The organism is Nocardia shimofusensis NBRC 100134 (assembly GCF_001613125.1).
GTDB lineage: Bacteria > Actinomycetota > Actinomycetes > Mycobacteriales > Mycobacteriaceae > Nocardia > Nocardia shimofusensis.
This window is the reverse complement of the sequence record NZ_BDBT01000028.1, coordinates 13,807-37,069: the sequence shown is the minus strand read 5'-3', so window position 1 is coordinate 37,069 and position 23,263 is coordinate 13,807. Positions and strand designations below refer to the sequence as shown.

General features: G+C 68.9%; 23 protein-coding genes. 7 read left to right on the top strand and 16 right to left on the bottom strand.

What is annotated here, in order from left to right; all coding sequences use genetic code 11:
* The first annotated feature begins 24 nt into the window (after positions 1 to 24).
* The gene (gene bluB / locus NS3_RS22880; protein ID WP_174550505.1) at positions 25 to 714 is read left to right on the top strand and encodes a 5,6-dimethylbenzimidazole synthase; all 690 of its coding nucleotides are present in this window, start codon (positions 25 to 27) and stop codon (positions 712 to 714) included.
* A gap of 75 nt (positions 715 to 789) precedes the next feature.
* Here the strand turns inward: bluB and NS3_RS22875 are convergent, their stop codons facing one another.
* From NS3_RS22875 to cofD, 16 genes are all read right to left on the bottom strand, one after another.
* A complete protein-coding gene (locus NS3_RS22875) occupies positions 790 to 2,082 on the bottom strand; it encodes an acetyl-CoA C-acyltransferase (RefSeq protein WP_067863224.1) in 1,293 nt (430 codons plus the stop codon).
* Between the two features lie 144 nt (positions 2,083 to 2,226).
* On the bottom strand, positions 2,227 to 2,892 hold the full coding sequence (gene hpf / locus NS3_RS22870; RefSeq protein WP_067863221.1) for a ribosome hibernation-promoting factor, HPF/YfiA family: 666 nt from the start codon (positions 2,890 to 2,892) through the stop codon (positions 2,227 to 2,229).
* Positions 2,893 to 3,203: 311 nt separating this feature from the next.
* Entirely contained in the window at positions 3,204 to 3,848 is a 645-nt protein-coding gene (locus tag NS3_RS22865; RefSeq protein ID WP_067863218.1) for a ComF family protein, read from the bottom strand.
* Positions 3,849 to 3,960: 112 nt separating this feature from the next.
* Positions 3,961 to 5,772, bottom strand: a complete 1,812-nt coding sequence (lpqB, locus tag NS3_RS22860) for an MtrAB system accessory lipoprotein LpqB (RefSeq protein ID WP_067863215.1) — start codon at positions 5,770 to 5,772, stop codon at positions 3,961 to 3,963.
* On the bottom strand, positions 5,769 to 7,676 hold the full coding sequence (mtrB, locus tag NS3_RS22855) for an MtrAB system histidine kinase MtrB (RefSeq protein WP_084495848.1): 1,908 nt from the start codon (positions 7,674 to 7,676) through the stop codon (positions 5,769 to 5,771). Before mtrB ends, lpqB begins: the two co-directional genes overlap by 4 nt.
* Complete coding sequence (gene mtrA, locus NS3_RS22850; RefSeq protein ID WP_067863212.1) at positions 7,673 to 8,350, bottom strand: MtrAB system response regulator MtrA; 678 nt, start codon at positions 8,348 to 8,350, stop codon at positions 7,673 to 7,675. The genes mtrB and mtrA overlap by 4 nt, the downstream gene beginning before the upstream one ends.
* A 135-nt stretch (positions 8,351 to 8,485) precedes the next feature.
* Positions 8,486 to 9,142 (bottom strand): dTMP kinase, encoded by a 657-nt coding sequence (locus NS3_RS22845; protein WP_373865336.1) that lies wholly within the window; start codon positions 9,140 to 9,142, stop codon positions 8,486 to 8,488.
* Positions 9,142 to 10,626 (bottom strand): adenosylhomocysteinase, encoded by a 1,485-nt coding sequence (ahcY, locus tag NS3_RS22840; protein ID WP_067863209.1) that lies wholly within the window; start codon positions 10,624 to 10,626, stop codon positions 9,142 to 9,144. The genes NS3_RS22845 and ahcY overlap by 1 nt, the downstream gene beginning before the upstream one ends.
* 107 nt (positions 10,627 to 10,733) lie before the next feature.
* Entirely contained in the window at positions 10,734 to 11,894 is a 1,161-nt protein-coding gene (locus tag NS3_RS22835; RefSeq protein WP_067863207.1) for an alkane 1-monooxygenase, read from the bottom strand.
* A gap of 193 nt (positions 11,895 to 12,087) precedes the next feature.
* Positions 12,088 to 12,708, bottom strand: a complete 621-nt coding sequence (locus NS3_RS22830; protein ID WP_067863201.1) for a TetR/AcrR family transcriptional regulator — start codon at positions 12,706 to 12,708, stop codon at positions 12,088 to 12,090.
* Between the two features lies 1 nt (position 12,709).
* Positions 12,710 to 12,892, bottom strand: coding sequence for a rubredoxin (locus NS3_RS22825; RefSeq protein ID WP_067863198.1), 183 nt, complete (start codon positions 12,890 to 12,892; stop codon positions 12,710 to 12,712).
* Positions 12,889 to 13,062 (bottom strand): rubredoxin, encoded by a 174-nt coding sequence (locus NS3_RS28620; RefSeq protein WP_084495846.1) that lies wholly within the window; start codon positions 13,060 to 13,062, stop codon positions 12,889 to 12,891. Before NS3_RS28620 ends, NS3_RS22825 begins: the two co-directional genes overlap by 4 nt.
* Entirely contained in the window at positions 13,059 to 14,285 is a 1,227-nt protein-coding gene (locus NS3_RS22820; RefSeq protein WP_067863195.1) for an alkane 1-monooxygenase, read from the bottom strand. The genes NS3_RS28620 and NS3_RS22820 overlap by 4 nt, the downstream gene beginning before the upstream one ends.
* Before the next feature lie 192 nt (positions 14,286 to 14,477).
* Entirely contained in the window at positions 14,478 to 14,996 is a 519-nt protein-coding gene (locus tag NS3_RS22815) for an NUDIX hydrolase (RefSeq protein ID WP_067863192.1), read from the bottom strand.
* Positions 14,993 to 16,354, bottom strand: coding sequence for a coenzyme F420-0:L-glutamate ligase (locus tag NS3_RS22810; RefSeq protein WP_067863188.1), 1,362 nt, complete (start codon positions 16,352 to 16,354; stop codon positions 14,993 to 14,995). The genes NS3_RS22815 and NS3_RS22810 overlap by 4 nt, the downstream gene beginning before the upstream one ends.
* Positions 16,351 to 17,328 carry a 2-phospho-L-lactate transferase gene (gene cofD / locus NS3_RS22805; protein WP_218018280.1) on the bottom strand — a complete coding sequence of 326 codons (978 nt, stop codon included), beginning with the start codon at positions 17,326 to 17,328 and terminating at the stop codon, positions 16,351 to 16,353. The genes NS3_RS22810 and cofD overlap by 4 nt, the downstream gene beginning before the upstream one ends.
* A 507-nt stretch (positions 17,329 to 17,835) precedes the next feature.
* Between cofD and NS3_RS22800 the strand changes: the two genes are divergently transcribed.
* From NS3_RS22800 to manA, 6 genes are all read left to right on the top strand, one after another.
* A complete protein-coding gene (locus NS3_RS22800) occupies positions 17,836 to 18,069 on the top strand; it encodes a WhiB family transcriptional regulator (protein ID WP_169811676.1) in 234 nt (77 codons plus the stop codon).
* Between the two features lie 98 nt (positions 18,070 to 18,167).
* Positions 18,168 to 18,647 (top strand): metallopeptidase family protein, encoded by a 480-nt coding sequence (locus NS3_RS22795; RefSeq protein ID WP_169811672.1) that lies wholly within the window; start codon positions 18,168 to 18,170, stop codon positions 18,645 to 18,647.
* Positions 18,648 to 18,800: 153 nt separating this feature from the next.
* On the top strand, positions 18,801 to 19,178 hold the full coding sequence (locus NS3_RS22790) for a DUF3499 domain-containing protein (protein WP_067863332.1): 378 nt from the start codon (positions 18,801 to 18,803) through the stop codon (positions 19,176 to 19,178).
* Positions 19,179 to 19,292: 114 nt separating this feature from the next.
* Positions 19,293 to 20,663 carry a phosphomannomutase/phosphoglucomutase gene (locus NS3_RS22785; RefSeq protein WP_174550506.1) on the top strand — a complete coding sequence of 457 codons (1,371 nt, stop codon included), beginning with the start codon at positions 19,293 to 19,295 and terminating at the stop codon, positions 20,661 to 20,663.
* A gap of 95 nt (positions 20,664 to 20,758) precedes the next feature.
* Entirely contained in the window at positions 20,759 to 22,009 is a 1,251-nt protein-coding gene (locus tag NS3_RS22780) for a tobH protein (protein ID WP_067863181.1), read from the top strand.
* Entirely contained in the window at positions 22,009 to 23,256 is a 1,248-nt protein-coding gene (gene manA, locus NS3_RS22775) for a mannose-6-phosphate isomerase, class I (protein ID WP_067863177.1), read from the top strand. Before NS3_RS22780 ends, manA begins: the two co-directional genes overlap by 1 nt.
* Positions 23,257 to 23,263 lie beyond the last annotated feature (7 nt).

Here is a 23,263-nt window from a genome sequence, read left to right as displayed (position 1 = left end):
CGGTGTCCCTGGTTGACTGAGACGGTGAACCAGGATCAGGTCGGCCTGTACGAGGCCATTCGGACGCGGCGCGATGTGCGCGCGGAATTCACCGGCGACATCGTCGAGGACGCGGTGCTGTGGCGGCTTCTCGAGGCCGCGCACCGCGCCCCCAGCGTCGGCAATTCCCAGCCGTGGGATTTCGTCGTGGTGCGCGACCCGGCCACACTGCGCCGGTTCGCCGACCACGTGGCCCGAAAGCGGGTGGAGTTCCGCGACGCGCTTCCGCCGGAGCGCGCCGCCACCTTCGACCCCATCAAGATCGAGGGCATCGTCGAGAGCGGCACCGGCGTCGTGGTCACCTATGACCACGGCCGCGGCGGCCCCCAGGTGCTCGGCCGGGCCACCGTCCCGGAGACGGGAATCTTCTCCACGGTGCTGGCCATCCAGAACCTGTGGCTGGCCGCCACCGCCGAGAAGATCGGCGTCGGCTGGGTTTCCTTCTACGACGCCGACTTCCTGGCCGACCTGGTCGGTTTGCCCGAGGGCATCCGTCCGGTCGCCTGGCTGTGCGTGGGGCCGGTGCGTGAGTTCCAGACCGTCCCCGACCTGGAGCGCTTCGGCTGGCGCAGCGGCAGGCCGCTCACCGAGGCCGTCCACCACGAGACGTTCGGGACGGGCCTCGGCGCGTCGCCCACCGGCGTGGAATTCCTCGCACCGGAAACACACTCCTGACCGACTCGCGCGGCGGGCCGCGATCTCGTCTCCCGCCGCGGGCCCGCGCCGGCAATCGACCGGGCGACGGGCCGCTCAGACGGCTTCGAGTACCGCCGACGCACCGATCCCGCCTGCCGCGCAGATGCCCAGCAGGGCGGTCTGCTTGCCGGTGCGAGCGAGTTCGTTGGCCATCGTGGTCACCATGCGGGCGCCGGTCGCGCCGAAGGGGTGACCGAGGCTGACCGAGCCGCCGTGGACATTGAGCTTCTCCGGGTCGATCGCACCGACTGCGGTGTCGCGATCGAGGCGGGTCGCGGCCCACTTCTCGTCGGCCAGGGCGCGAACCACCGAGAGCGTCTGGGCGGCGAAGGCCTCGTGGATGTCCACGAAATCGACGTCGGCCAGGGTCAGGCCGGCTTTGTCCAGAGCGCGTGGCATGGAGATGGCCGGGCCGATGAGCACTTGGTCGGTGGGATCGACGCTGACGTAGCTCCAGGAACGGAACGCGGCCAGCGGCTTGTAGCCCAGTTCCCTGGCCTTCTCCTCGCTCATGAGCAGGACCGCGGCGGCGCCATCGGTGAGCGGGCTGGCATTGCCCGCGGTGACGGTGCCGTTCGCGGCGAAGACCGGTTTCAGCTTCGCCAGCTTTTCCAGGGTGGTGTCGGCGCGGACGAGACCGTCGCGGGCGACCTCCACGCCTTCGGGGGTGCGCACACGCAGCACTTCGTCGTCGAAGCGGCCGGAGTCGATGGCCGCGGCGGCGCGGAGGTGCGAGCGCAGGGCGAACTCGTCCTGCTCGACGCGGCCGACACCGTGGATGCCCGCCATCTTCTCGGCCGACTCCCCCATCACCTCGCCGGTGGTGCGCTCGGCGATCTTGGGCCTGCTGGGCAGGAGGCCGGTGAACGGCGCGAGTTGCGCGGCCGCGGAGAAGTAGTCCTCGAGCTTGGGCTTGCCGAGAGCCAGCGGGGCGCCCGCGTGGACCAGTTTCTGGGGCAGCTTGATCTCGGCGTTGGAGGTGGAGTCGCTGCCGCCGGCGATCATGATGTCGTACTCGCCGCGCTCGATGGCCGCCGCCGCGGTGGTCACCGCCTGCAGACCCGACGCGCAGGCGCGGGTGACCGTGTGCCCCTCACAGCCCGGGTCCAATTTCAGGTCCAGGGCGATCTCACGGGCGATATTGGGGGCCGCGCTGGGCAGGATCACCCCGCCCCAGACGATGGACTGCACGTTCGTACCCGGCAGGCCGGTGCGTTCGAGCAGGCCCCGCACAGCGGCGTCGGCGAGCGCGATGGAGTCCATCGTGGTGAAGTCGGTGAACGCCCGTACGAAGGGGGTGCGCGCACCGGCGACGACGACAGCGCGCCGAGCGACCTTGGCAGCCATAGGAGTTCCTCTCCCCGCAGGTTCAGCTGCCTCGAACTTACTGGCGGGTCAGGAATTTGGCCAGGGGCGCCGCCCGCGGAACCGGGCTCGGACAAGCCGACGGCCCGCCGCCGTGTTCGTGGCGACGGGCCGTGCGGGTGGTGTCTACGCGAGCCTGATCAGGCCGTAGTCGTAGGCGTGGCGACGGTAGACCACCGAAGGACGGTCGGTCTCCTTGTCGTGGAAGAGGAAGAAATCGTGCCCGACGAGCTCCATCTGGTAGAGCGCGTCGTCGACGGTCATCGGTGTGGCGGTGTGGACCTTGGTGCGCACGATGTGGCCGGGACCGAGATTCTCGGCGCTGTCGACATCCTGGGCGACATCGTGGGCATGGGCGGTTTGCCCGTCCGTACTGCGCGCGAACAGCGAATCGTCGAGCAGGCTCGCGGTGGCCTCGGCTACCGAGAGCGGCGTCTTGTCGCCGTAGTGCACGCGCCTGCGGTCCTTGGTGCGCCGCAGCCTGCTCTCCAGCTTGGCGGTCACCGACTCGAAGGCCGCGTAGAAGCTGTCCGCGCAGGCCTCAGCCCGGACGATCGGTCCCTTGCCGCGGGCGGTGATCTCCATGCGCTGGCACGCCTTGCGCTGGCGGCGGTTGCGCTCGTGGAACAACTCCACATCGAAGAGGAAGATCGTCGGATCGAACCGCTCCAGCCGGGAGAGCTTGTCGGACACGTGAATTCGGAAGTGGTCGGGTACTTCGACATTGCGCCCCTTCACCACGATCTCCGCACGGGTGGGCCGTGGCGGCTCGGCGGATTCGTCGGGTTCCATCGCGGCGGGCGTCGTATCGAGCTCCGGCGCGTCGATGGTCGAGGGTTCTTTCACTGAAGGTCGTGAAGACGTCACGCGTACCTCCCGGATCTGGCCGCACCAACCTTTGCGCGTGCGGCGGGGTTGAGCCGTACCGCGACTGACTGATTCCGGCGAAAGAATTTCACGGGCTCCATTCGGCCCGCTCACGCCGCAAATCACACGGCACGAAATTTCCGAGGCGCCACCTCCAAACTCCCGGTTCGGGTGTGTGATCGCGACGGTAGTCCGCCCACGGGAGGTTTGCCACTGTTCACGCAAATTTCCTCGAGTCAAGCCACACACGTCACGAAAAAGGCCACCACGGGCAGGCCCGCACCCTCCAGAACCCGCACCGACTCGGCCGCGGTCGCGCCGGTCGTGAGCACATCGTCCACCGCCACTACCTCGCATTTCGGGCTCCACCCCGCCCGCGCGACGGCACCGGGCGCGACCGATACCCGCCCCCGCAGATTGTGCCTGCGCTCACCCGGCGACAGGCCCACCGAATCGTGTACGCCGCGCCACAGTCGCAGCAGGGGAATCGTGCGGCAATCTCGCAGCCATCCGGTCGCCATACGAGCGACACAAACCACCGGATCTCCCCCGCGCACACGGGCAGCCGCGGACCGGCTGGGCGCAGGCACCAGCAGCAGCGGCCGGCCGGGCGTGCGCAATCGGGCCAGTCCTCGTGCCAGTGCCACCCCGAGCGGCCGCGCCAGATCCCGGCGGCCACGCTCCTTGATCGCCAGGACCGCCGAACGCGCGGGCCCGGCATAGGGCGCCAGCGCCCAGCACGGGACACCGGGATCGGTCCGCGGACGCACGCGCACCGGCGGACCGGACAACGCCTCGTCGCAATCCGCGCACCAGGCCGTGCCCGCGCGGCCGCAGCCGCCGCAGGCCACCGGCAGGATCAGATCCAGCAGGGTTCGCATGTACCGAGTGTGCGCGCAGCCGGGCGCCCGGAGGACCGGCGAGCATCGAGTTGTCCACAGCCTCAGCGGTTGTGGACAACCCCGCGCTGTGGTTGCCCGACTCGGCGGGAGATCAGCCGGGCAGTACAGGGGTGGCGTCGTTGCCGACCAGGCCGGGCATGTCGGTCCAGTAGGTCGGCTCGCCGGTATTGCCGGTCAGCTGCAGCACGCCGCGCGCGTCGGCGACGTACTGAGCGCCCGCCGTGGCGGCGACGACGCGCACCGGCGGAGTCAGGTTCGGCGAGGTGACCGGACGCCACTCCGAGCCGTCTATGCGCACGGTCGAGACCGGGTCGATATTGCCTTCCCTGGCGATCAGCAGCGTGTCCCCGCCCACCCAGCTCAACGACACCGCGCTGGTGCTCAGACCGACCGCGACCGGGACCGGGGTGGTCAGCGCGTAGCTGCCGTTGGGGCCGCGCTCGATCAACGCCACGTAGACCTTGCCGTCGGCGATGAGGGCCGCGCGGACGCCGGTACGGGAGATGCGCAGTTCGGTGATCGGCATACGCACCGTCGGGCCCGACGGATCGGAATTCAGCCCGCTGATGTCCACCCCCTGCCTCGACACGGTGTTGGTGGCGCTGTCGCGCACCGCCCTGATCACCTTCGTGCCGTCGATCACCGCCCAGGCCGCGCTGCCGTCGGCGTTCCAGGAGGGGCGCGAGATGGTCGTGCCCTCGGCGACCGGGATCGCCGTGCCGCCGTAGGTGCCCACCATGAGCGTGCGCTGCGGCTCCGGCGCCGGGCGGCCCGCGTCGGCCACCGCCGCGACGAGTTGACCGTCCGGGGACAGCGCTGCCGAGCGCAGATTGTCGACCGTCCCGAAGTAGCCGGGAACGTCGACCACCCCGCCGTCGGTGACCTGAGCCAATGTGCCGCCGCGCAGCGCGTGCAGGCCGGTGCGATCGACCGCGCGCACCGACGGGTCGAGGTAGTCCACGTCGCCGACCGTCCAGCCGCCGGCCGCGAAACGATCGTCGAGGGGTTGCCCGTCGGCCAGCAGGATGTAGGGCCCGGGAATATCGGCCTTGGACAGGGTCAGCACGACCTGCCCGGCCAGCATCTCCTTGTCGCGCTGATTCAGCCCGCTCACGCCCGCGAAGTCGATGCGCACGCCGCCGAGCCCGAGTCCGACGTCCTGCGGGTCGCCGTTGGCCTTGGTGATCGGCCCGCGCAGCGTGACCGGCGGGTCCAGCCGATTGCGGACCACCGGCGCCAGGTTGTCGTTCGGCCCCTCGATGAGCAGCCCGAGCAGCCGTTGGGTCAGCTGGTTCTTCGGCACCGAGAGCCAGCGCAGATCCGGCACCGCCGCGGTGCCGGCCTGATCGGCGAAATACAGCACGTACCGGCGATAGGACTTGGCGAACGCGCTGGTGTCCATGACCACGCCCGGCGGCAGGGACTCGATGCGCCATTCGCCGTCGATCTTGACCAGCTCGATCTTGTTCTCGAGTGTCGGCTCGGTGACCGCGCGATACGCGCCGTCGGCGGACAGCTCGGCCACCCGCTGGGCGCGGATCCGGTAGGTGGCCTGCTCGCCCTCGCGCGACTCCAGCAGAGTGTCGGGACGTTCCACGATGGTGGTGCTCACCGTGTCGTCCCACTGCGCCGACGCCGCGGGGGTCATGTACTGGCGCGCGGCCAGATGCCGGTTGGCCGGGTCGGCGGTGGCCGCCAGGAAATCACGCAGCAGCAGATCGGGGTCACGGCCGGAGATCGGCGGGGTCGGCCCCTCGGCGGCCGGCTCCCGGTCGATGGTGCGCAGCGCCTGCGGGGCAGAGGATTCCGGCAGGCTCGCGCAGCCGGTCAGCACCATCGACACGATGAGCAACAACGCGGAGAGCCCGGTACGACCCGATGACCGGACAGCTCGCATTGTCATGACTGTTCACCTCCACGCTCGGTGAGCACGTGACTGTCGCCCGCGGAATCGGGCGGACGTTCGCCGGAGCCGTTCTCTCCCGGAGCAGGCGACACCAGCCCTTCGTTGTCGACGGAATCCCGGTCCGCGGCGGCATCCGGGTTCACCGCCTCGCCGGTTCCCTCCGGCCCGGTCGGCGCGGCCGTCCGGCGGGGCGCGGGCGGGGACATCGGGCCGGTCGGCAGATCGACCGGGTCGCCCTCGATCGGCACCGGGTCGCAGGGCCGCGGCGGCGACTTGCGCACCGCGGCCTCCAGCGGCAGCGGGCTGATCCCCATCTTGCGGCCACGCGTCATCGGCAGCGTCAGCCGGAAGCACGCGCCCACGCCGAGCTCGCCCCACGCCTCGAGCCTGCCCGCGTGCAGATTGGCGTCCTCGACACTGATGGACAGGCCGAGGCCGGTGCCGCCCGAGCGCCGCATCCGGGAGGGGTCCGAGCGCCAGAACCGGTTGAATACCAGCTTGTCCTCGCCCGGCCGCAGGCCGATGCCCTGGTCGCGAACCACGAACGCCACGGCGTTGGCGTCGGAGTCGCCCCGCATCCGGATCAACACCGGCTTGCCCTCGCTGTGGTCGATGGCGTTGGCGAGCAGATTGCGCAGCACGCGCTCCACCCGGCGCGGATCGACCTCGGCGACGACCGGATCCTCCGGCAGGTCGGTGACCACCTCCACGCCTGCTTCCTTGGCCAGGTGGCGCACGGTGGAGATCGCGGCTCGCGCGCACATCCGCACGTCCAGCGATTCCACCTGCAGCTCGGCCACGCCCGCGTCGTGCCTGCTGATCTCGAGCAAGTCGTTGAGCAGGCCCTCGAACCGATCGAGTTCGGTGACCAGCAGCTCGGCGCTGCGGGCCAGGGCCGGATCCAGCTGGTCGCTGGAGCCGTGGATGAGGTCGGCGGCCATCCGCACAGTGGTCAGCGGGGTGCGCAATTCGTGGCTGACATCGGAGGTGAACCGGCGCTGCAGGTTGCCGAACTCCTCCAGCTGGGTGATCTGGTTGGACAGGCTCTCGGCCATCTCGTTGAACGCCTGCGCCAGCCGCGCCATGTCGTCCTCACCACGCACCAGCATGCGTTCCTTGAGGCGTCCGTCGGCGAAGCGGCTGGCGATGCGCGCGGCCGAGCGGATGGGCAACACCACCTGTCTGGTGACCAGCGCGGTGATGGCGGCCAGCAGCACCAGCAGTACCAGGCCGCCGATCATCATGGTGCCGCGCATCAGCGCGAGACTGCTCTCCTCGTTGGCCAGCGGGAAGATCAGATAGACCTCCAGCGTGGGCACCTCGGCGCTGGGGCTGCCGATGATCAGCGCGCGCCCCTGGTAACCGTCGGGATCGGCGACCGTGGCGAACTGGTAGCTGATCTGGTTGCGCTGCACGAAGCGGCGCAGCTCGGCGGGCACCTCGGCGACCGGTCCGGCTTCGACCTGTTGCTGGGAGGAACCACCGACCGCGATGAGCGCGGTGTCGAAACTGCCCGCCGCGCCGCTGGAACGGCCCGAGCCGCCGCTGTCGGATACCTCGCCGCGCGCGTCGGTCAGCGTCTTGCGCAGGGTGTCCACGTCGTACACGCCGGAGACCTTGTCCTCGACCACCGCGCGGACCCGGTTGATCTCCTCCTCCGCCGCGTTGACCTTCGCGTCGAGCAGGCGGTCGGTGATCTGACTGGTCAGCACGACGCCCAGGATGGTGATGACGATCAGCGACAGCGTCAAGGTCGAGACGATGACGCGCAGCTGCAACGAGCGACGCCACAGGTGCCCCGACGCGGTGCCCAGATCCGTGAACCAGGCGCCGAGCGGGGCCAGCGATCGTTCCAGTCGTGGAATCACCCCGCGCGAGGCGGGACGCTTCCCATCGGTCACGGCGGTCCGGCCTTGTAGCCGACACCGCGGACGGTCAGCACGATCTCCGGGTTCTCCGGATCTTTCTCCACCTTCGCGCGCAGCCGCTGCACGTGCACGTTCACCAGCCGGGTGTCGGCGGCGTGGCGATAGCCCCACACCTGCTCGAGCAGCACCTCACGGGTGAAGACCTGACGCGGCTTGCGGGCCAGCGCCACCAGCAGGTCGAACTCCAGCGGCGTCAGCGAGATCTGCTGCCCGGCGCGGGAGACCTTGTGCGCGGGCACATCGATGAGGATGTCGGCGATCTGGAGTTGCTCGGCGGGCTCGTCCTCGGTGCGGCGCAACCGGGCTCGCACACGCGCGACGAGTTCCTTGGGCTTGAACGGCTTGACGATGTAATCGTCGGCGCCGGATTCCAGCCCGAGCACCACGTCGACGGTGTCGGTCTTGGCGGTGAGCATGACGATCGGCACGCCGGAGTCGGCGCGCAGCACCCGGCACACATCGATGCCGTTCATGCCGGGCAGCATCAGGTCGAGCAGGACCAGATCGGGGCGGATCTCGCGCACCGCCGCCAACGCCTGCGTACCGTCACCGACCACGTGCGGGTCGAAACCCTCCCCGCGTAGGACGATCGTCAGCATCTCGGCGAGCGCCATATCGTCGTCGACGACCAGAATCTTCGGCTTCATGGTTATATGTTGTCATCTCCCAGGCGAGGATCGGGCCGCCACGCCAAATAACGGCGAGCAGCCGAATAAATGTAGGTCGCCGAATTGCCGAAAACAGCCGAATCGGCACAGGCGAGTCGGAAAACCAACCGAACTTTATCGAGCGATCATCTCGGCCAGACGTGCGGCCAGTGCCGTCGGATCGTCGCCGGGCCGGTATGTCCACCACGGTCCGTACCAGTTCCGTTCGGCGAGCTCACGGTACACCGCCAGCGTGCGCCGTTGAAGTCCGCCATCGCGTTCGTAGACGTCCAGCGGCCTGCTGCCGTCGAGTTCGGTGCGCCTGCGGGCGCGTTCGGCGGCGAGTTCGGTGTCCACGTCCAGCAGCAGCTGCACGTCCGGCACCGGCAAGCCGAACCGGCCGAACTCCAGATCCGCTGTCCAGCCGACGATCTCACCGTCGGCGGACTGATGCAGCCGGGCGGCGTTGTAGGCGGCGTTGGAGGCGACGTAGCGATCGAGGATCACGATGTCGTTGGCGGCCAGCAATTTCGACAGCTCGTCGCGGGCGTCGGCCCGGTCGAGGGCGAACATCAGCGCCATCGCGTAGACGGAGGACGCGAGGTCGCCGTGCGCGCCGTGCAGCGCCTCGGAAGCCAGATCCGCGTGCACCGAACGCCCGTAGCGCGGAAAGGCGAGCGTGGCCGCCCGCACTCCCCGCGCCCCGAGCGCGGCCACGACGGCGTCGGTCAGCGTGCGCTTTCCGGCGCCGTCGAGGCCCTCCAGCGCTATCAGCATCTGATGGTCGGGCATCAGTAGCGGTAGTGCTCCGGCTTGTACGGGCCTTCCACGTCCACGCCGATGTACTCGGCCTGGTCCTTGGTCAGCTTGGTGAGCTGACCGCCCAGGGCCTCCACGTGGATGCGCGCGACCTTCTCGTCGAGATGCTTGGGCAGGCGATAGACCTCGTTGTCGTATTCCTGCGGCTTGGTCCACAGCTCGATCTGTGCGATGACCTGGTTGGAGAAGCTGTTCGACATCACGAACGACGGATGCCCGGTGGCGTTGCCGAGATTGAGCAGACGGCCTTCGGAGAGCACGATGATCGAGCGGCCGGTCTCGCCGAAGGTCCACAGGTCCACCTGCGGCTTGATCTCGAGGCGGGCGGCGCCGGAGTTCTCCAGGGCCGCCATGTCGATCTCGTTGTCGAAGTGGCCGATATTGCCCAGGATGGCCTGTTCTTTCATCGCCTTCATGTGATCGAGGGTGATGATGTCCTTGTTGCCGGTCGCGGTGATCACGATGTCGGCGTCGCCGATGGCCTGCTCGACGGTCACCACGTCGTAGCCGTCCATCAGCGCCTGCAGCGCGTTGATCGGGTCGATCTCGGTGACCTGCACGCGCGCGCCCTGCCCGGCAAGCGAATCCGCGCAGCCCTTGCCCACGTCGCCGTAGCCGCAGATGAGCACCTTCTTGCCGCCGATGAGCACGTCGGTGCCGCGGTTGATGCCGTCGATCAGCGAGTGCCTGGTGCCGTACTTGTTGTCGAACTTGGACTTGGTGACCGAGTCGTTGACGTTGATCGCCGGGAAGGACAGCTCGCCCAGGGCGGCGAACTGGTAGAGGCGCAGCACGCCGGTGGTGGTCTCCTCGGTGACGCCCTTGACGCTCCGGGCGATGGCGGTCCACTTGCCCTTGTCGGTCTGCAGGCGCTCACGCAGCAGATTCAGGAAGACCTTGTATTCGGCCGAGTGGGACTCGTCCTCGGGCGGGACCACGCCGGACTTCTCGAACTGGGCGCCGCGCAGCACCAGCATGGTGGCGTCGCCGCCGTCGTCGAGGATCATGTTGGCGGGCTCGCCCGGCCAGGTGAGCATCTGTTCGGCGGCCCACCAGTACTCCTCCAGGGTCTCGCCCTTCCAGGCGAAGACCGGGGTGCCCTTGGGCTCCTCGACGGTGCCGTGCGGGCCGACGACCACCGCGGCGGCGGCGTGGTCCTGGGTGGAGAAGATGTTGCAGGAGGCCCAGCGGACCTCGGCGCCGAGAGAGACCAGGGTCTCGATGAGCACGGCGGTCTGCACGGTCATGTGCAGCGAGCCGGAGATGCGGGCGCCCTTCAGCGGCTGCACGTCGGCGTATTCACGGCGCAGGGCCATCAGGCCGGGCATCTCGTGCTCGGCCAGCCGGATCTCCTTGCGGCCGAATTCGGCCAGCGCCAGATCAGCCACCTTGTAGTCGATGCCGTTGCGGACATCCGCGGTCGGGGACGTGCGAGCGGGAAGTTCTGAGGTCGTCATCTGCCTCTCCTGGGTCGGCTGTACCGGTGCAAGGCTAGCGTCGCCTGCACAGCGGTCGCCCCCCAACCTACGCACTCGTGTGTACGTACCCCGGCCGATCGGCCCGCTCAGGCGGCCGCGCCGTGAGCGGTCAGAATCTTGGCGCGTTTGCGTGGTGCGATATTGGCGCGGGTGATGTCGCCACCGTAGTGCTCGAGCACCCGGTGATCCATCACCGCGCGCCACAACGGCGGGATGGCGGCGACCAGGATCATGGTCGCGTAGCCGGCGGGCAACTGCGGGGCGACATCGCAGCTGCGCAGGGTCTGGTAGCGCCTGCCCGGGTTTGCGTGATGGTCGCTGTGGCGCTGCAGATGGAACAGGAAGATGTTGGTCACCAGCCGGTCGCTGTTCCAGCTGTCCCGCGGGGAGCAGCGCGCCCAGCGGCCGTCCTGACGGCGCTCCCGCAACAGGCCGTAGTGCTCGACGTAGTTCACCGTTTCCAGCAATCCGGCGCCGATCATCGCCTGCAGTACCAGCCACGGCAGGATGTGCCAGCCGAAAACCAGCATCAGCCCGCCGAACAGCACCACACTCATCGACCAGGCCTGCAGGATGTGGTTGTGCACGTTCCACCAGGATTGCCCGCGACGCGCCAGACGCTCCTTCTCCAGCGCGATACTCGAGCGAAAGCCCCCGACCGCGCTGCGCGGCAGGAACTCCCACAGCGATTCGCCGAGCCGGGCGCTGGCGGGATCGTCGGGCGTGGCCACGCGCACGTGATGACCGCGGTTGTGCTCGACGAAGAAGTGGCCGTAGGCCGACTGGGCCAATGCGATCTTGGCCAGCCAGCGCTCCAGGCTCTCGACGCGATGTCCGAGTTCGTGAGCGGCGTTGATGCCGATGCCGCTGACCAGGCCGAGCGTGGTGGCCAAACCCGCCTTGTCGAGCAGGCTGAGATCGTCGCCCGCCCACATGGCCGAGGCGATCAGCAGTCCGATCATCTGGACGGGCAGGAACAGGTAGGTGCACCACCGGTAGTACCGGTCGTTGGACAGGCGATCGTAGTCCTCGTCGCGGGGATTGCTGCCGTCCTCGCCGACGATCCAGTCCAGGATCGGGATGATCATCAGCACGATGACCGGCCCGATCCACCAGAAGACTTCCATGCCGGTCCGCAGCACGAGCTGGGAAGGCAACAACGCAGACGCCGGGGCGATCAGCCCGAGAATCCAGAGGTGGCGTTTGGGATCCAGCGCAGTCGCCGATTTGCCGTCCGTTTGCACCATTGCCCCGCTAAATGACTTACCCGCCGACATTGCAAGGAAATACATACAGGGTCTTCCGCCGTTACAGGACGCCTACCCCTGAAAAGGTGGTCACGATTACAACCTGTTCGATCGGCTCAACCGATCAGCACGGCCCGAGGTTGAAGCATACAGCACACGTCCAGCAAAGCGAAACCCGGTGCGGGTGAACGTGCTAATTCGCCCCGCGAGCGGCCAGAATGCCGGCCACATACGGACTCAGCAAATCCGCCAGCTCGGCCGGTCCGTTGCGCCCCCGGCCGGGCGGGTTCGGGATATAGCTCAGCGCGATCCGCACGAGCGCGTGGGCCAGCACATCGGCCTCGGCGGGAGTGGCCCGCACCCAGCTGTCCACGAAGACCGCTGTCAGACGCGCGGTCGCGTGCTCCACGAGCGGGCCCGCGTCCAGGGTGATCAGCCGCAACAGATCCGGCTTCGCCTCGCCGGCCAGCAGCGAGCAGACCAGTGGATCGGCCGCCGCCTCCAGGAAGAAGCCGGACAAGCCCTCACGGATCGCGGCCCCGGCGTCACCCTCGTTGGCGGCCACGGCCGCGCCCACGTGATCGACCAGGTCATCGGCCAGGCGCAGGGCGTAACTCTGCGCCAGGCCGGCCCGTGAGCCGAACTCGTTGTAGACGGTCTGCCTGCTCACTCCCGCGCGGCCCGCCACATCGCCGACGGTGACTTTGGACCAGTCCCGCTCGATCAGCAGCTCGCGCATCGCGTCCAGGATCGACGCGCGCAGCAGTTCCCGAGTCGCCTCCTGATACGGCGAGGACAGTCCGCGGCCCGCCACCTCAGGACCGCTCGATCTCGACCATGAAGAAGTCGGCCTTGGCCGCTCCGCAATCGGGGCAGGTCCAGTCCTCGGGAATGTCGTCCCAGCGGGTGCCCGGAGCGATGCCGTCGTCCGGCCAGCCCTGCGCTTCGTCGTATTCGAAGCCGCATTGAACGCATTGATACAACTTGTATTCGGTCACAGCGTCCCTCCTACCGGTTCGAAATCGATCTTCTCACGGACCCCGCAGTCCGGGCAGCACCAGTCGTCGGGCACCGCCGTCCACGCGGTCCCCGCCGGAAATCCCTCGTGCGGAGCTCCTTTCGATTCGTCGTAGACGTATTCGCATACGGGGCAGCGAAAGGCGCTCACAGGGCAGGCTCCGCTCCGTATCGGGCCAGTACCCGGTCGCGGGTGCGCGGATGGATATTGGCGCGGGTCACGTCACCGTCGTAGTGCGCGAGCACCCGCTTGTCCATCACCTTCCGCCACAGCGGCGGGAAGTAGGCCAGCATGATCATGGTCGCGTAGCCGCTGGGCAGATTCGGGGCGCCGTCCCAGCTGCGCAGCGTCTGATACCGCCGGGTCGGATAGGCGTGATGGTCGCTGTGGCGCTGCAGGTGGTACAGGAAGACATTGGTGACCAGGTGATCGCTGTTCCAGCTGTGCGTCGGGGCAGCGCGCTCGTACCGCCCGGAAGCGCCGCGCTGACGAGCCAGCCCGTAGTGCTCGAGATAGTTGACGACCTCGAGCAGGCTGAATCCGAATACCGCCTGCAGGATCAGCCAGGGCACCAGCCCGATGCCGAACACCGCGATCAACGCCGCGTACAGCACCACCGTCATCGCCCAGGCCTGCAGCAACTCGTTGCGCCAGGTCCACGGCCCCGTCCCGATCCGCTCCAGCCGCGCCTTCTCCAACTGCCACGCCGAGACCGCACTGCCCTTGACCGTGCGCGGCAGGAATTCCCAGAACGACTCGCCCAGCCGCGAGCTGGCCGGATCCTCGGGCGTGGCCACCCGCACGTGGTGGCCACGATTGTGCTCGATGTAGAAGTGGCCGTAGCCGGTCTGGGCCAGCGCGATGCGCGAGAGCCAGCGCTCCAGGTCGACCTTCTTGTGGCCGAGTTCGTGCGCGGTGTTGATGCCGATACCGCCGACCAGCCCGATGGTGATGGCCAGCCCGATCTTGTCCACGATGAGCAGGCCACCGTCGATGCCCAGCCAGCCGAGGTCGTTCGCGGTGAGCAGGTAGCAGGCCATGATCAGCCCGGCGTACTGGAACGGCAGGTAGAGGTAGGTCAGGTAGCGGTAGTACCGATCGTTCTCCAGATGGGCTATCACCGCGTCGGGTGGGTTCTCCCCGTCCGGGCCGAAGAACCGGTCGGCCAGCGGGATGACGATGTAGAGCAGGATCGGGCCGAGCCAGAAGGGCAGATGGGCGAGGCCGTGCAGGCCCGCCTCGTTGAACATCCAGATCAGCGGCAGGCCGACGGTGAACAGGCCCGTCGGCACGAACAGCCCCCACAACCAGTAGTAACGCTTCCGGTCTCGCCAGCTGGTCAGCTGTTCGGCCGCATCGGTATTCGTCGACATCGTTGTCTCCATCCGTGTACGCCTGTGAGGCGCATTACATCTGATTTGGACAATACAACGGTCGATGTCGACGGTCTATACAAATGAGCAAATTTGTAAAGCCGTGATCTACGGCGCCGGTAGCCTGTGACCTGACGCGCGGACGCGACACGCCCGTGACCACCCACGGGCGCTTACCCCATCGCCTACCGATTACCGCAGCGGCACGTCGAAGCCGGGCGGCAGCCCGTCGACCGGCCACCAACGCAGGTCGGTCGATTCGGCGCTGCGCACCGGCACCGCGCCCGCGGGCGCGGTGATGCGGAACAGCAGATCCAGATGCCGGGTCGGCTGCCCCAGCGAGCAGGTGATCGGATGCGCGTGCGCACCGTAGAGCCCCGGCTCGAGGCGCAATCCGGCGATACCGGACTCCTCGGTCGCCTCCCGCAGCGCCGCGGCGGCCACCGTCTCGTCGGACTCTTCGCAGTGTCCGCCGAGCTGGAGCCACCGGCCGACCCGCGGATGCAGCGTCAGCAGCACCTCCCGCTCGTCGGCGGAGAACACCACCGCCGAGGCGGTGATATGCCCCGGCACATGCTCACGCAGACACCCGCGCGGCGCCGAACCGAGGAAGGCGAGCATCGACTCGCGGATCGACTCCTCGGGCCCGGACCGGGTCCGCCAGCCGTCCAGCAGTGCGGTCGCCGACGCGTGCAACGATTCCGCGCTCACAGTTCCAGCAGCCCTTCTCCGCCGGCACGCGGCGGCCGCGGCGTGAGTTCCTCGGTCGGATAGCCCACCGCGACCGCGCCCAGCGGATGCCAGTCCGCGGCCAGGCCCAGCTCGGCGCGGGTGACCTCCGGGGCGAAAATGGTGGAGCCGATCCAGCAGCTGCCGACACCCTCGGCGGCCAGCGCCACCAGCAGGCCCTGCACCGCCGCGCCCGCCGCGACGGTGAACATGGTCGCCTCGGCCGCCTGCCTGCGCCCGTCGGGGTAGTGGTGCGCGCCATCGGGCACCATGCACGGGATGATCACCTCGGGCGCGTCGAACAGGATGCGCCCCCGCGCGACGCGCCGCCGCACCCGCTCGGGGTCGAGGCCGTCGGCGGTCAGATCGGCGCGCCATCGGTCCGCCAGGGCGGCGAGCATCCGCTCGCGCCGGTCCGCGTCGCGCACCCATACGAAGCGCACCGGCCTGGTGTGGTGCGGAGCGGGCGCGGTCAGCGCGACCGCCACCGCCGCGCGGATACGCTCGGGCTCGACCGGGGTGGCGGCGAATTCGCGCACCGAGCGACGCAGCAGCACCGCCTCCCGCCTGCCCTGCTCCAGTGCTTCGGCGGTGCCCAGCCAGAACAGATCCTCGGCACCGGAACGCACAAGGTCCGCCGCGCCGGAACCGTCGTCCTCGTAAGGCAATCCACGCACCACGGCCACCGGGACCGCCCGCAACTTGCCCTTCACCAGATCCGCCGCGGCGGCCAGCTCGTCGGCGACCGCGACCTGGGTGACGTGCAGTTCGTTACCCTGCCCGTCGATCGCGCCGTTGTAGTCGTGCAGCACCCGCAGACCGGAGGACCCGATCGCGGCATCGGTCTGCCCGTTGCGCCAGGCGCGGCCCATGGTGTCGGTGACGACCACCGCGACCCGGACTCCCAGTCGCCGCGCCAGGCCGGTACGCAGTTCGCGGGCGCTGGCATCGGGATCGGCAGGCAGCAGCACCAATTCGTCGCGCTCGACGTTGGATCCGTCCACGCCCGAGGCGGCCTGCACGATGCCGAGCTTGTTCTCGGTGATGAGGGTGCGGCCCTTGCGCGCCAGGACCCGCACGGCCTCCTGTTCGACCAGTGCGCGCCGTACCGCGTCACGTTCCTCGGGATCCACCGGCGCGGCCACCACCCGGCCCTCGGCCTTGGCGATGATCTTGCTGGTCACCACCAGGATGTCGCCGTCGCGCAACCACGGCGCCGCCTCGGCGATCGCGGCGGTCACATCGTCGCCGGGCCGGAACTCCGGCAGTCCGGCCACCGGCAGGATGCTCAGGCCCTCCGCTCCGTGATCGACAGGGGCGCCGTGGGCGGGCGTGGTCACAGCGCGACCCCGGCCAGATCCAGCGCCTGACGAACGATGCCCGCGGTGGTCGGCGGATCGGTCATCAGCAGCGGCACGCTGCGCACCTCGACACCGGGCACCTCGGCGGTGTCGGTGCTGTGCACGAGCCAGCCGTCGAGAATGCCGTTGGCCGACCGCGCCCCGTAGTGCCTGCCGACCGCCTCGGCGGTGGTGTCCACCCCGATCACCGACAGGCACTCGTCGGCCATACCGCGCAACGGCTTTCCGTCGATGACTCCGGAGACCCCGACGACCTTCGCCTTCGTGGTGCGCAACGCGCCGCGGATTCCGGGGACGGCCAGGATCGAACCGATGCTGACAACCGGATTCGAGGGGGCCAGCAATACCGCATCACATCGTTCTATGAGATCGATCACACCTGGCGCCGGTTTCGCGTCTTCTGCTCCGATGGGGGCAAAACCATGAGTTTCGACGTTTGCGCGATACCGCACCCACCACTCCTGAAAATGGATCGCGCGACGTTCGCCAGGGTTCTCCGGATCACTCACAACAACATGCGTTTCACACCTGTCGTCGGTTGCCGGGATGAGTTCCACACCCGGTTGCCATCGGTTGCACAGCGCTTCGGTGACCGCGGACAGCGGGTAGCCGGCCCGCAGCATTTCGGTGCGAATCAGATGCGTGGCGATATCGCGATCACCCAGGCCGAACCAGTCCGGCTGCGCACGATAAGCCGCGAGCTCCTCCTTGGCGTGCCAGGTCTCGCCGACCCGTCCCCAGCCACGCTCGGTATCGATGCCGCCACCCAGCGTATACATGCAGGTATCGAGGTCGGGACAGATTCTGAGACCGTGCATCCAGACGTCGTCACCGACGTTCACGATCGCCGAGATCCGGGAATCGGGGAGAAGTTCACGCACGCCCTGCAGGAAGCGAGCGCCGCCGACGCCGCCGACGAGCACGGCGATCTCGGGGCCCGCGGCAGGCGTGATGTCCGCGTGTTGTCCAGTCACATCCACACAGCCTATGCGTTGCACCCCGAAGCTCACGATCCAGCATATTTGCTGCTCATTTGCTATTCTGCCTCAGACGGCGGCCGCGAAAATCGGGTCCGGATAGTAACGGAATAGCGACAGCGGCTTGACCATCGATACACCCGGCGTGTCTAATCACAGACATGTCATTCCGAGTTCGTGCGAGACTGCGTGGCGCGAACGGCATTTCGAACAGATGTTCGCATCGGATTGATGTGCTCGGGGATGCCCGCGGGACTACATCGCGGGGTAGGGCCGTCGGTGTGCGTGTTGGTCCGACGGAAAGAAGCATTCTGCGCTAACACACAGTGAGGAGGCGGAGCGATGACCGAAGACATGGTCGCGCGAACCGATTCCACAGCAGGCGCAGCACATGGCGTCTGCGCTGACATCGGCCGCGAACACGATGGGGGTGAAGCGGTGTCGACTCCTCGACTCAGCCTGGTGATCACGGGCTTTGACGAGATGTTCGAATCGATCGAAGAGCAGTGGCAGGAACGCGCGCTGTGCGCGCAAACGGATCCGGAGGCGTTCTTCCCGGAAAAGGGCGGCTCCACGCGCGAGGCGAAGCGAATCTGCTTGGGTTGCGAGGTGCGCGACGAGTGCCTGGAATACGCACTCGCCCATGACGAACGTTTCGGCATCTGGGGCGGGCTCTCCGAGCGGGAGCGCCGTCGCCTCAAGCGCGGCATCATCTGACGGGCTTCGACTCGCACCGGCTCCCGATTCCGGGGCCGGTGCGAGTTCCCCCGGTCCCGGTCTGCACCGCGTCCGGCGTCTTCGCCTAGATTTCTTTCATGGCCCGCTCTCGTAATCGACGACCGCCGACCGCCCGGTCGGTCATCCGCCGCGGCCGCGGAGTGCGCGGTCCGATGCTTCCGCCGACCGTGCCGGCCTGGCGAACCAGGGGCCAACAGTTCGACCGCCTGGTCCTCGAGGCCTTCGCCCCGATCGATTCGCGCTGGCACGACCGGCTCACCAAACTGGACATCGCCGTCGACGACGTACCGAAAATCCGCCCGCTGCACCCCGATTCGGTCACCTGGCCGGAGGAGGTGGTCGCCGACGGGCCGGTGCCGCTGTCGCGCCTGGTACCCGCGGGCGTGGACCGGCACGGCACGGCAACCCGTGCGCGCGTCGTGCTGTTCCGCAAACCGCTGGAATTGCGCGCGGGCGACCCGGACGATCTGGTCGATCTGTTGCGCGAGGTGCTCATCCAGCAGGTCGCGACATACCTGGGCGTCGACCCCGATGTGATCGATCCGGACTCGCAATAACGACCGCGGGAATTCTCGCCCTCGTGTGATGTGTCCCAATTCACCCTCCGGGCGTTCGCACGTTCGCGCCCGGTTTCGGCCGGCGAGAAGTCGGCCCAGCGTGTCTGTACACATCCCGGAGGCAGGCGCGATACCCTCAACGGCGTGATCCCCATGCGTCGTTGCTGCCGACCCGGCTGCAAGAACCCGGCCGTCGCGACGCTCACGTATGTCTATTCCGATTCCACCGCGGTGGTCGGCCCGCTGGCGACGGTGGCCGAACCGCATTCCTGGGATCTGTGCGAAACCCACGCCTCCCGGATCACCGCCCCGAAGGGCTGGGAACTGGTCCGCCACGAGGGCAGTTTCTCCAGCAGCACCGACGACGACGATCTGACCGCGCTGGCCGAGGCCGTGCGCGAGGCGGGACTGCGCAGGCGTCCCCCGGAGTCCGACCATCGCGGTTATCGCGAATACGCGCCGCCACAGCAACGGACCACCCGGACCGGCCGCCGTGGCCATCTGCGCGTGCTGCCCGATCCCCCGAGCTGATCCGCTCCCCGATCCGAGCTGTCCCCGATCTGACCTGGGCCGGTCCGGCGAATGCACTCGGGTGGGCAGTCGCGCCGGCGCGACAAGCCGCCCACTAGGGTGTGAGGCATGACAGTGGCCCGCTCTGCCGAGTCCGTTAATGCGGTGATCAAGGCATACGACGTGCGTGGTGTGGTCGGTGACCAGATCGACGCCCGCTTCACCCGGGACGTGGGAGCGTCCTTCGCCCGGCTGATGCGCGCCGAGGGCGCGACCCGGGTGGTCATCGGACACGACATGCGCGAGTCCTCCCCCGAACTCGCCGACGCCTTCGCCGCGGGCGTCACCGCGCAAGGTCTCGACGTCACCCACATCGGTCTGGCCTCCACCGACGAGCTGTACTTCGCTTCCGGCCGATTCGGCTGCCCCGGCGCGATGTTCACCGCCAGCCACAATCCCGCCCGCTACAACGGCATCAAGCTGTGCCGGGCCAACGCGCTTCCGGTCGGTCAGGACACCGGCCTGGCGACCATCAAGGACGAACTCGTCGCGGGCGTCCCGGAGCACGACGGCGAGCCGGGCAGCATCGACACCGTCGAACTGCTCGACGACTACGCCGAGTTCCTGCGCGAGCTGGTGCGGCTGTCCGCCGAGCGCCCGCTGACCATCGCGGTGGACGCGGGCAACGGCATGGGCGGGCACACCGTCCCCGCCGTACTCGGCGCGCTCGAGCACGTGAAGATCGTGCCGCTGTACTTCGAGCTCGACGGCACCTTCCCCAATCACGAGGCCAACCCCCTGGATCCGAAGAACCTGGTCGACCTGCAGCACCTGGTGCGCGAGTCCGGCGCCGACATCGGCCTGGCCTTCGACGGCGACGCCGATCGCTGCTTCGTGGTGGACGAGAAGGGCGACCCGGTCTCCCCCTCGGCGATCACCGCGCTGGTCGCCGAGCGCGAACTGGCCAAGGAACCGGGCGCGACGATCATCCACAACCTGATCACCTCGAAGGCCGTTCCGGAACTGGTGCGCTCGCTGGGCGGCACCCCGATGCGCACCCGGGTGGGCCACTCGTTCATCAAGCAGCAGATGGCCGCCACCGGCGCGGTGTTCGGCGGCGAGCACTCGGCGCACTACTACTTCCGCGACTTCTGGGGCGCCGACTCCGGCATGCTGGCCGCGCTGCACGTGCTGGCCGCCCTCGGCGAGACCGATGCGCCGGTCTCGGAACTGATGTCGTCCTACACCACCTACGCCGCGTCCGGCGAGATCAACTCGACCGTGGACGACGCCGCGGCCCGCACCGCCGCCGTGCTGGACGCCTTCGCCGGCCGGGCCCGATCGGTGGACCGGCTCGACGGGGTGACCGTGCAACTGGCCGACGACGCCTGGTTCAATCTGCGCGCCTCCAACACCGAACCGCTGTTGCGGCTCAATGTGGAAGCCAGGTCGGCCGAAGAAGTAGACGCACTCGTGACCGAGATCCTGAGCGTCGTTCGGTCCTGACTGCGATAGTGGAATAACAGACGTTGGATTTCGCCCGACCAGGGCTCGGCGTGAACGATCCGGACACAGCGCGACGAGGGGAGGTGAGAGGCCGGATGATCGCTGGAACACCGGTACTCGACCTCGACGATGCCGCTTCACTCGAAGCGGCCGACAGCGGCGGCGCACTCCGGTCGGCCGCCTCGGGCGGCGCGCTGGTGCGTGCCACCGCGGCGGCGGTCGGTGAGAATGTGCTCGCCCGCCTGAGCGGTCTGCAGCCACGCAGCGTGGTGTTCGTGTGCGGCGCGGGCCGGGCCGCACGTGCGGCCGGCCTGCTGATCGCCGCACTGGGCGAGCGGGCGGGACTGCCGATCGTGCTCACCTCCGGCCTGCCGCCGTGGGTGGGTCCGCTGGACGTGGTGCTCGTGGCGGGCGACGACGCCGGGGATCCCCGGCTGATCGAAGCGGTGGACCGTGGCCTGCGTCGCGGCGCCGAAGTCGTCGTCGCCGCGCCGGACGAGGGCCCGCTGCGGATGGCCGCGTCGGGCCGGGCGTTGATGCTGCCGCCGCGCGTTCCCGTGCTCGACCACAATCGCCTGCTGCGCTACCTGGCGGTGGGTGTCGCGGTGCTGCGCCTGGTCGATTCCTCCCGCAGCGGCCCGGTGACCCCGGAGCTGACCGCGCTGGCCGATGTACTCGACGCCGAGGCGTTGCGCGCGTCCCCGCAGATCGAGGTCTTCCGCAACCCGGCCAAGACGCTGGCCGCGCGCATGCAGCAGCACGGCGTGGTCTTCGCGGGCGACTCCCCCGCCACCGCCGCGCTGGCCGAGCACGCCGCGGAAGTGCTGTTGCAGGCGGCGGGGCGGGTGTCGAGCGCCGCGGGCCTCGCCGAGGTCGTAGCCGCGCAGCCGCGGATCGTGGCGGCGGCGGGACAGGCCGCGCCCGGCTTCGATCCGATGTTCCACGACGAGGAACTCGACGGTCCCGCACCGGTCGAACGGGTCCGGGTGTTCGTGCTGAGCACCGATCGCGACGAGTCCGCGGCCCGGCGCAGGATCGCGGTGTTCGGCACCGGCGGGCTCGTCGACGCCGACCTGGTGAACGCCGACATCGATCTGCTGCGTTCCTCGCTCACCGATCCCGCCGCGCCCGCCGCGAATGCCGGCGACGGCGCGCAGGCCACCAGCGGCGACGAGGTGGAGCAGCTGGCCGTGCTCGCGCTGCGCATCGAGATGGCCGCCGCCTACCTGCGCCTGATCAACGGGCAGCCGCAGGCTGTGGGCCGCGCGGAATACGCGGGCGGTAAGGACTATCCGGGTGGGGACGACTTCGACCCCACCGACCAGTACGACGGGGGACGCTTCTAGTGCACGAACTCGTTGGTGCGCTGCGTTCCTATGCATGGGGCTCGCGCACCGCCCTCGCCGAACTGTGCGGCAGGCCGGTGCCCTCCGCCCATCCCGAGGCCGAGCTGTGGTTCGGCGCGCACCCGGCCGATCCCGCGTACGTGACCCTCGCCGAGGGCACCACCAAGTCGCTGCTGGACGTCGTGGCCGCCGACCCCGAGCGCGAACTCGGTACCGCGGCCGAGCAGTTCGGCGACAAGCTGCCGTTCCTGTTGAAGATCCTGGCGGCCGAGGAGCCGCTGTCGTTGCAGGCGCATCCGTCCGCCGAACAGGCGCGCGTGGGTTTCGACCGGGAGAACCGCAACGGGGTGCCACTGGACTCGCCGATGCGCAACTACCGCGACGACAACCACAAGCCGGAACTGGTCGTCGCGCTGGACCGCTTCGAGGCGCTGGCCGGTTTCCGCGAACCGCTGCGCACGGTCGAACTCTTCCGTGCCCTCGAGGTGCCCGAACTCGAGCCCTACGCCGAGATGCTTGCCTCGCAACCGGATTCCCAGGGGCTGCGGGCGCTGTTCACCACCTGGATCACCCTGCCGCATCCGGTGCTCGACAGCTTGCTGCCCGCCGTCCTCGACGGCTGCGTGCGGTATCTGTCGGTGCGCGGCATGCGCCGCTTCACCCTCGAGGCGCGCACCACCCTGGAACTGGCCGAGAACTACCCGGGTGACGCGGGCGTGCTGGCCGCGCTGTTGCTCAACCGCCTGACCCTGCAACCCGGTCAGGCGCTGTTCCTCGACGCGGGCAGCCTGCACGCCTACCTGCACGGCGTCGGAGTCGAGCTGATGGCCAACTCCGACAATGTGCTGCGCGGCGGCCTCACGCCCAAACACGTCGACGTCCCCGAACTGCTGCGCGTGCTGGACTTCGAGCCCCTCGATCTGCCGATCGTGCTCCCCGAGCCCGCGGGCGACGGCTCCGTCCGCTACCAGACCCCCGCACCGGAATTCGCGTTGCGCCGCTTCGATCTCACCGAGGGTTCCGGCCAGGTCCCGCTGACCGACGCGGGCCCGGGCATCGTGTTGTGCACCTCGGGCACCGCGCGGCTGCTGCACGGCGACGACGAGCTGATCGTGACGCGCGGATCGGCCGCGTGGATCTCCGCCGCCGACACCGGCATCCGCGCACAGGCCGTCGACGGTCCCGCTCAGCTGTTCTGCGCGTGCGTCGGCGACGGCGACGGCGCCTGCGTCGGCGAGGGGAACTGACGCTGCT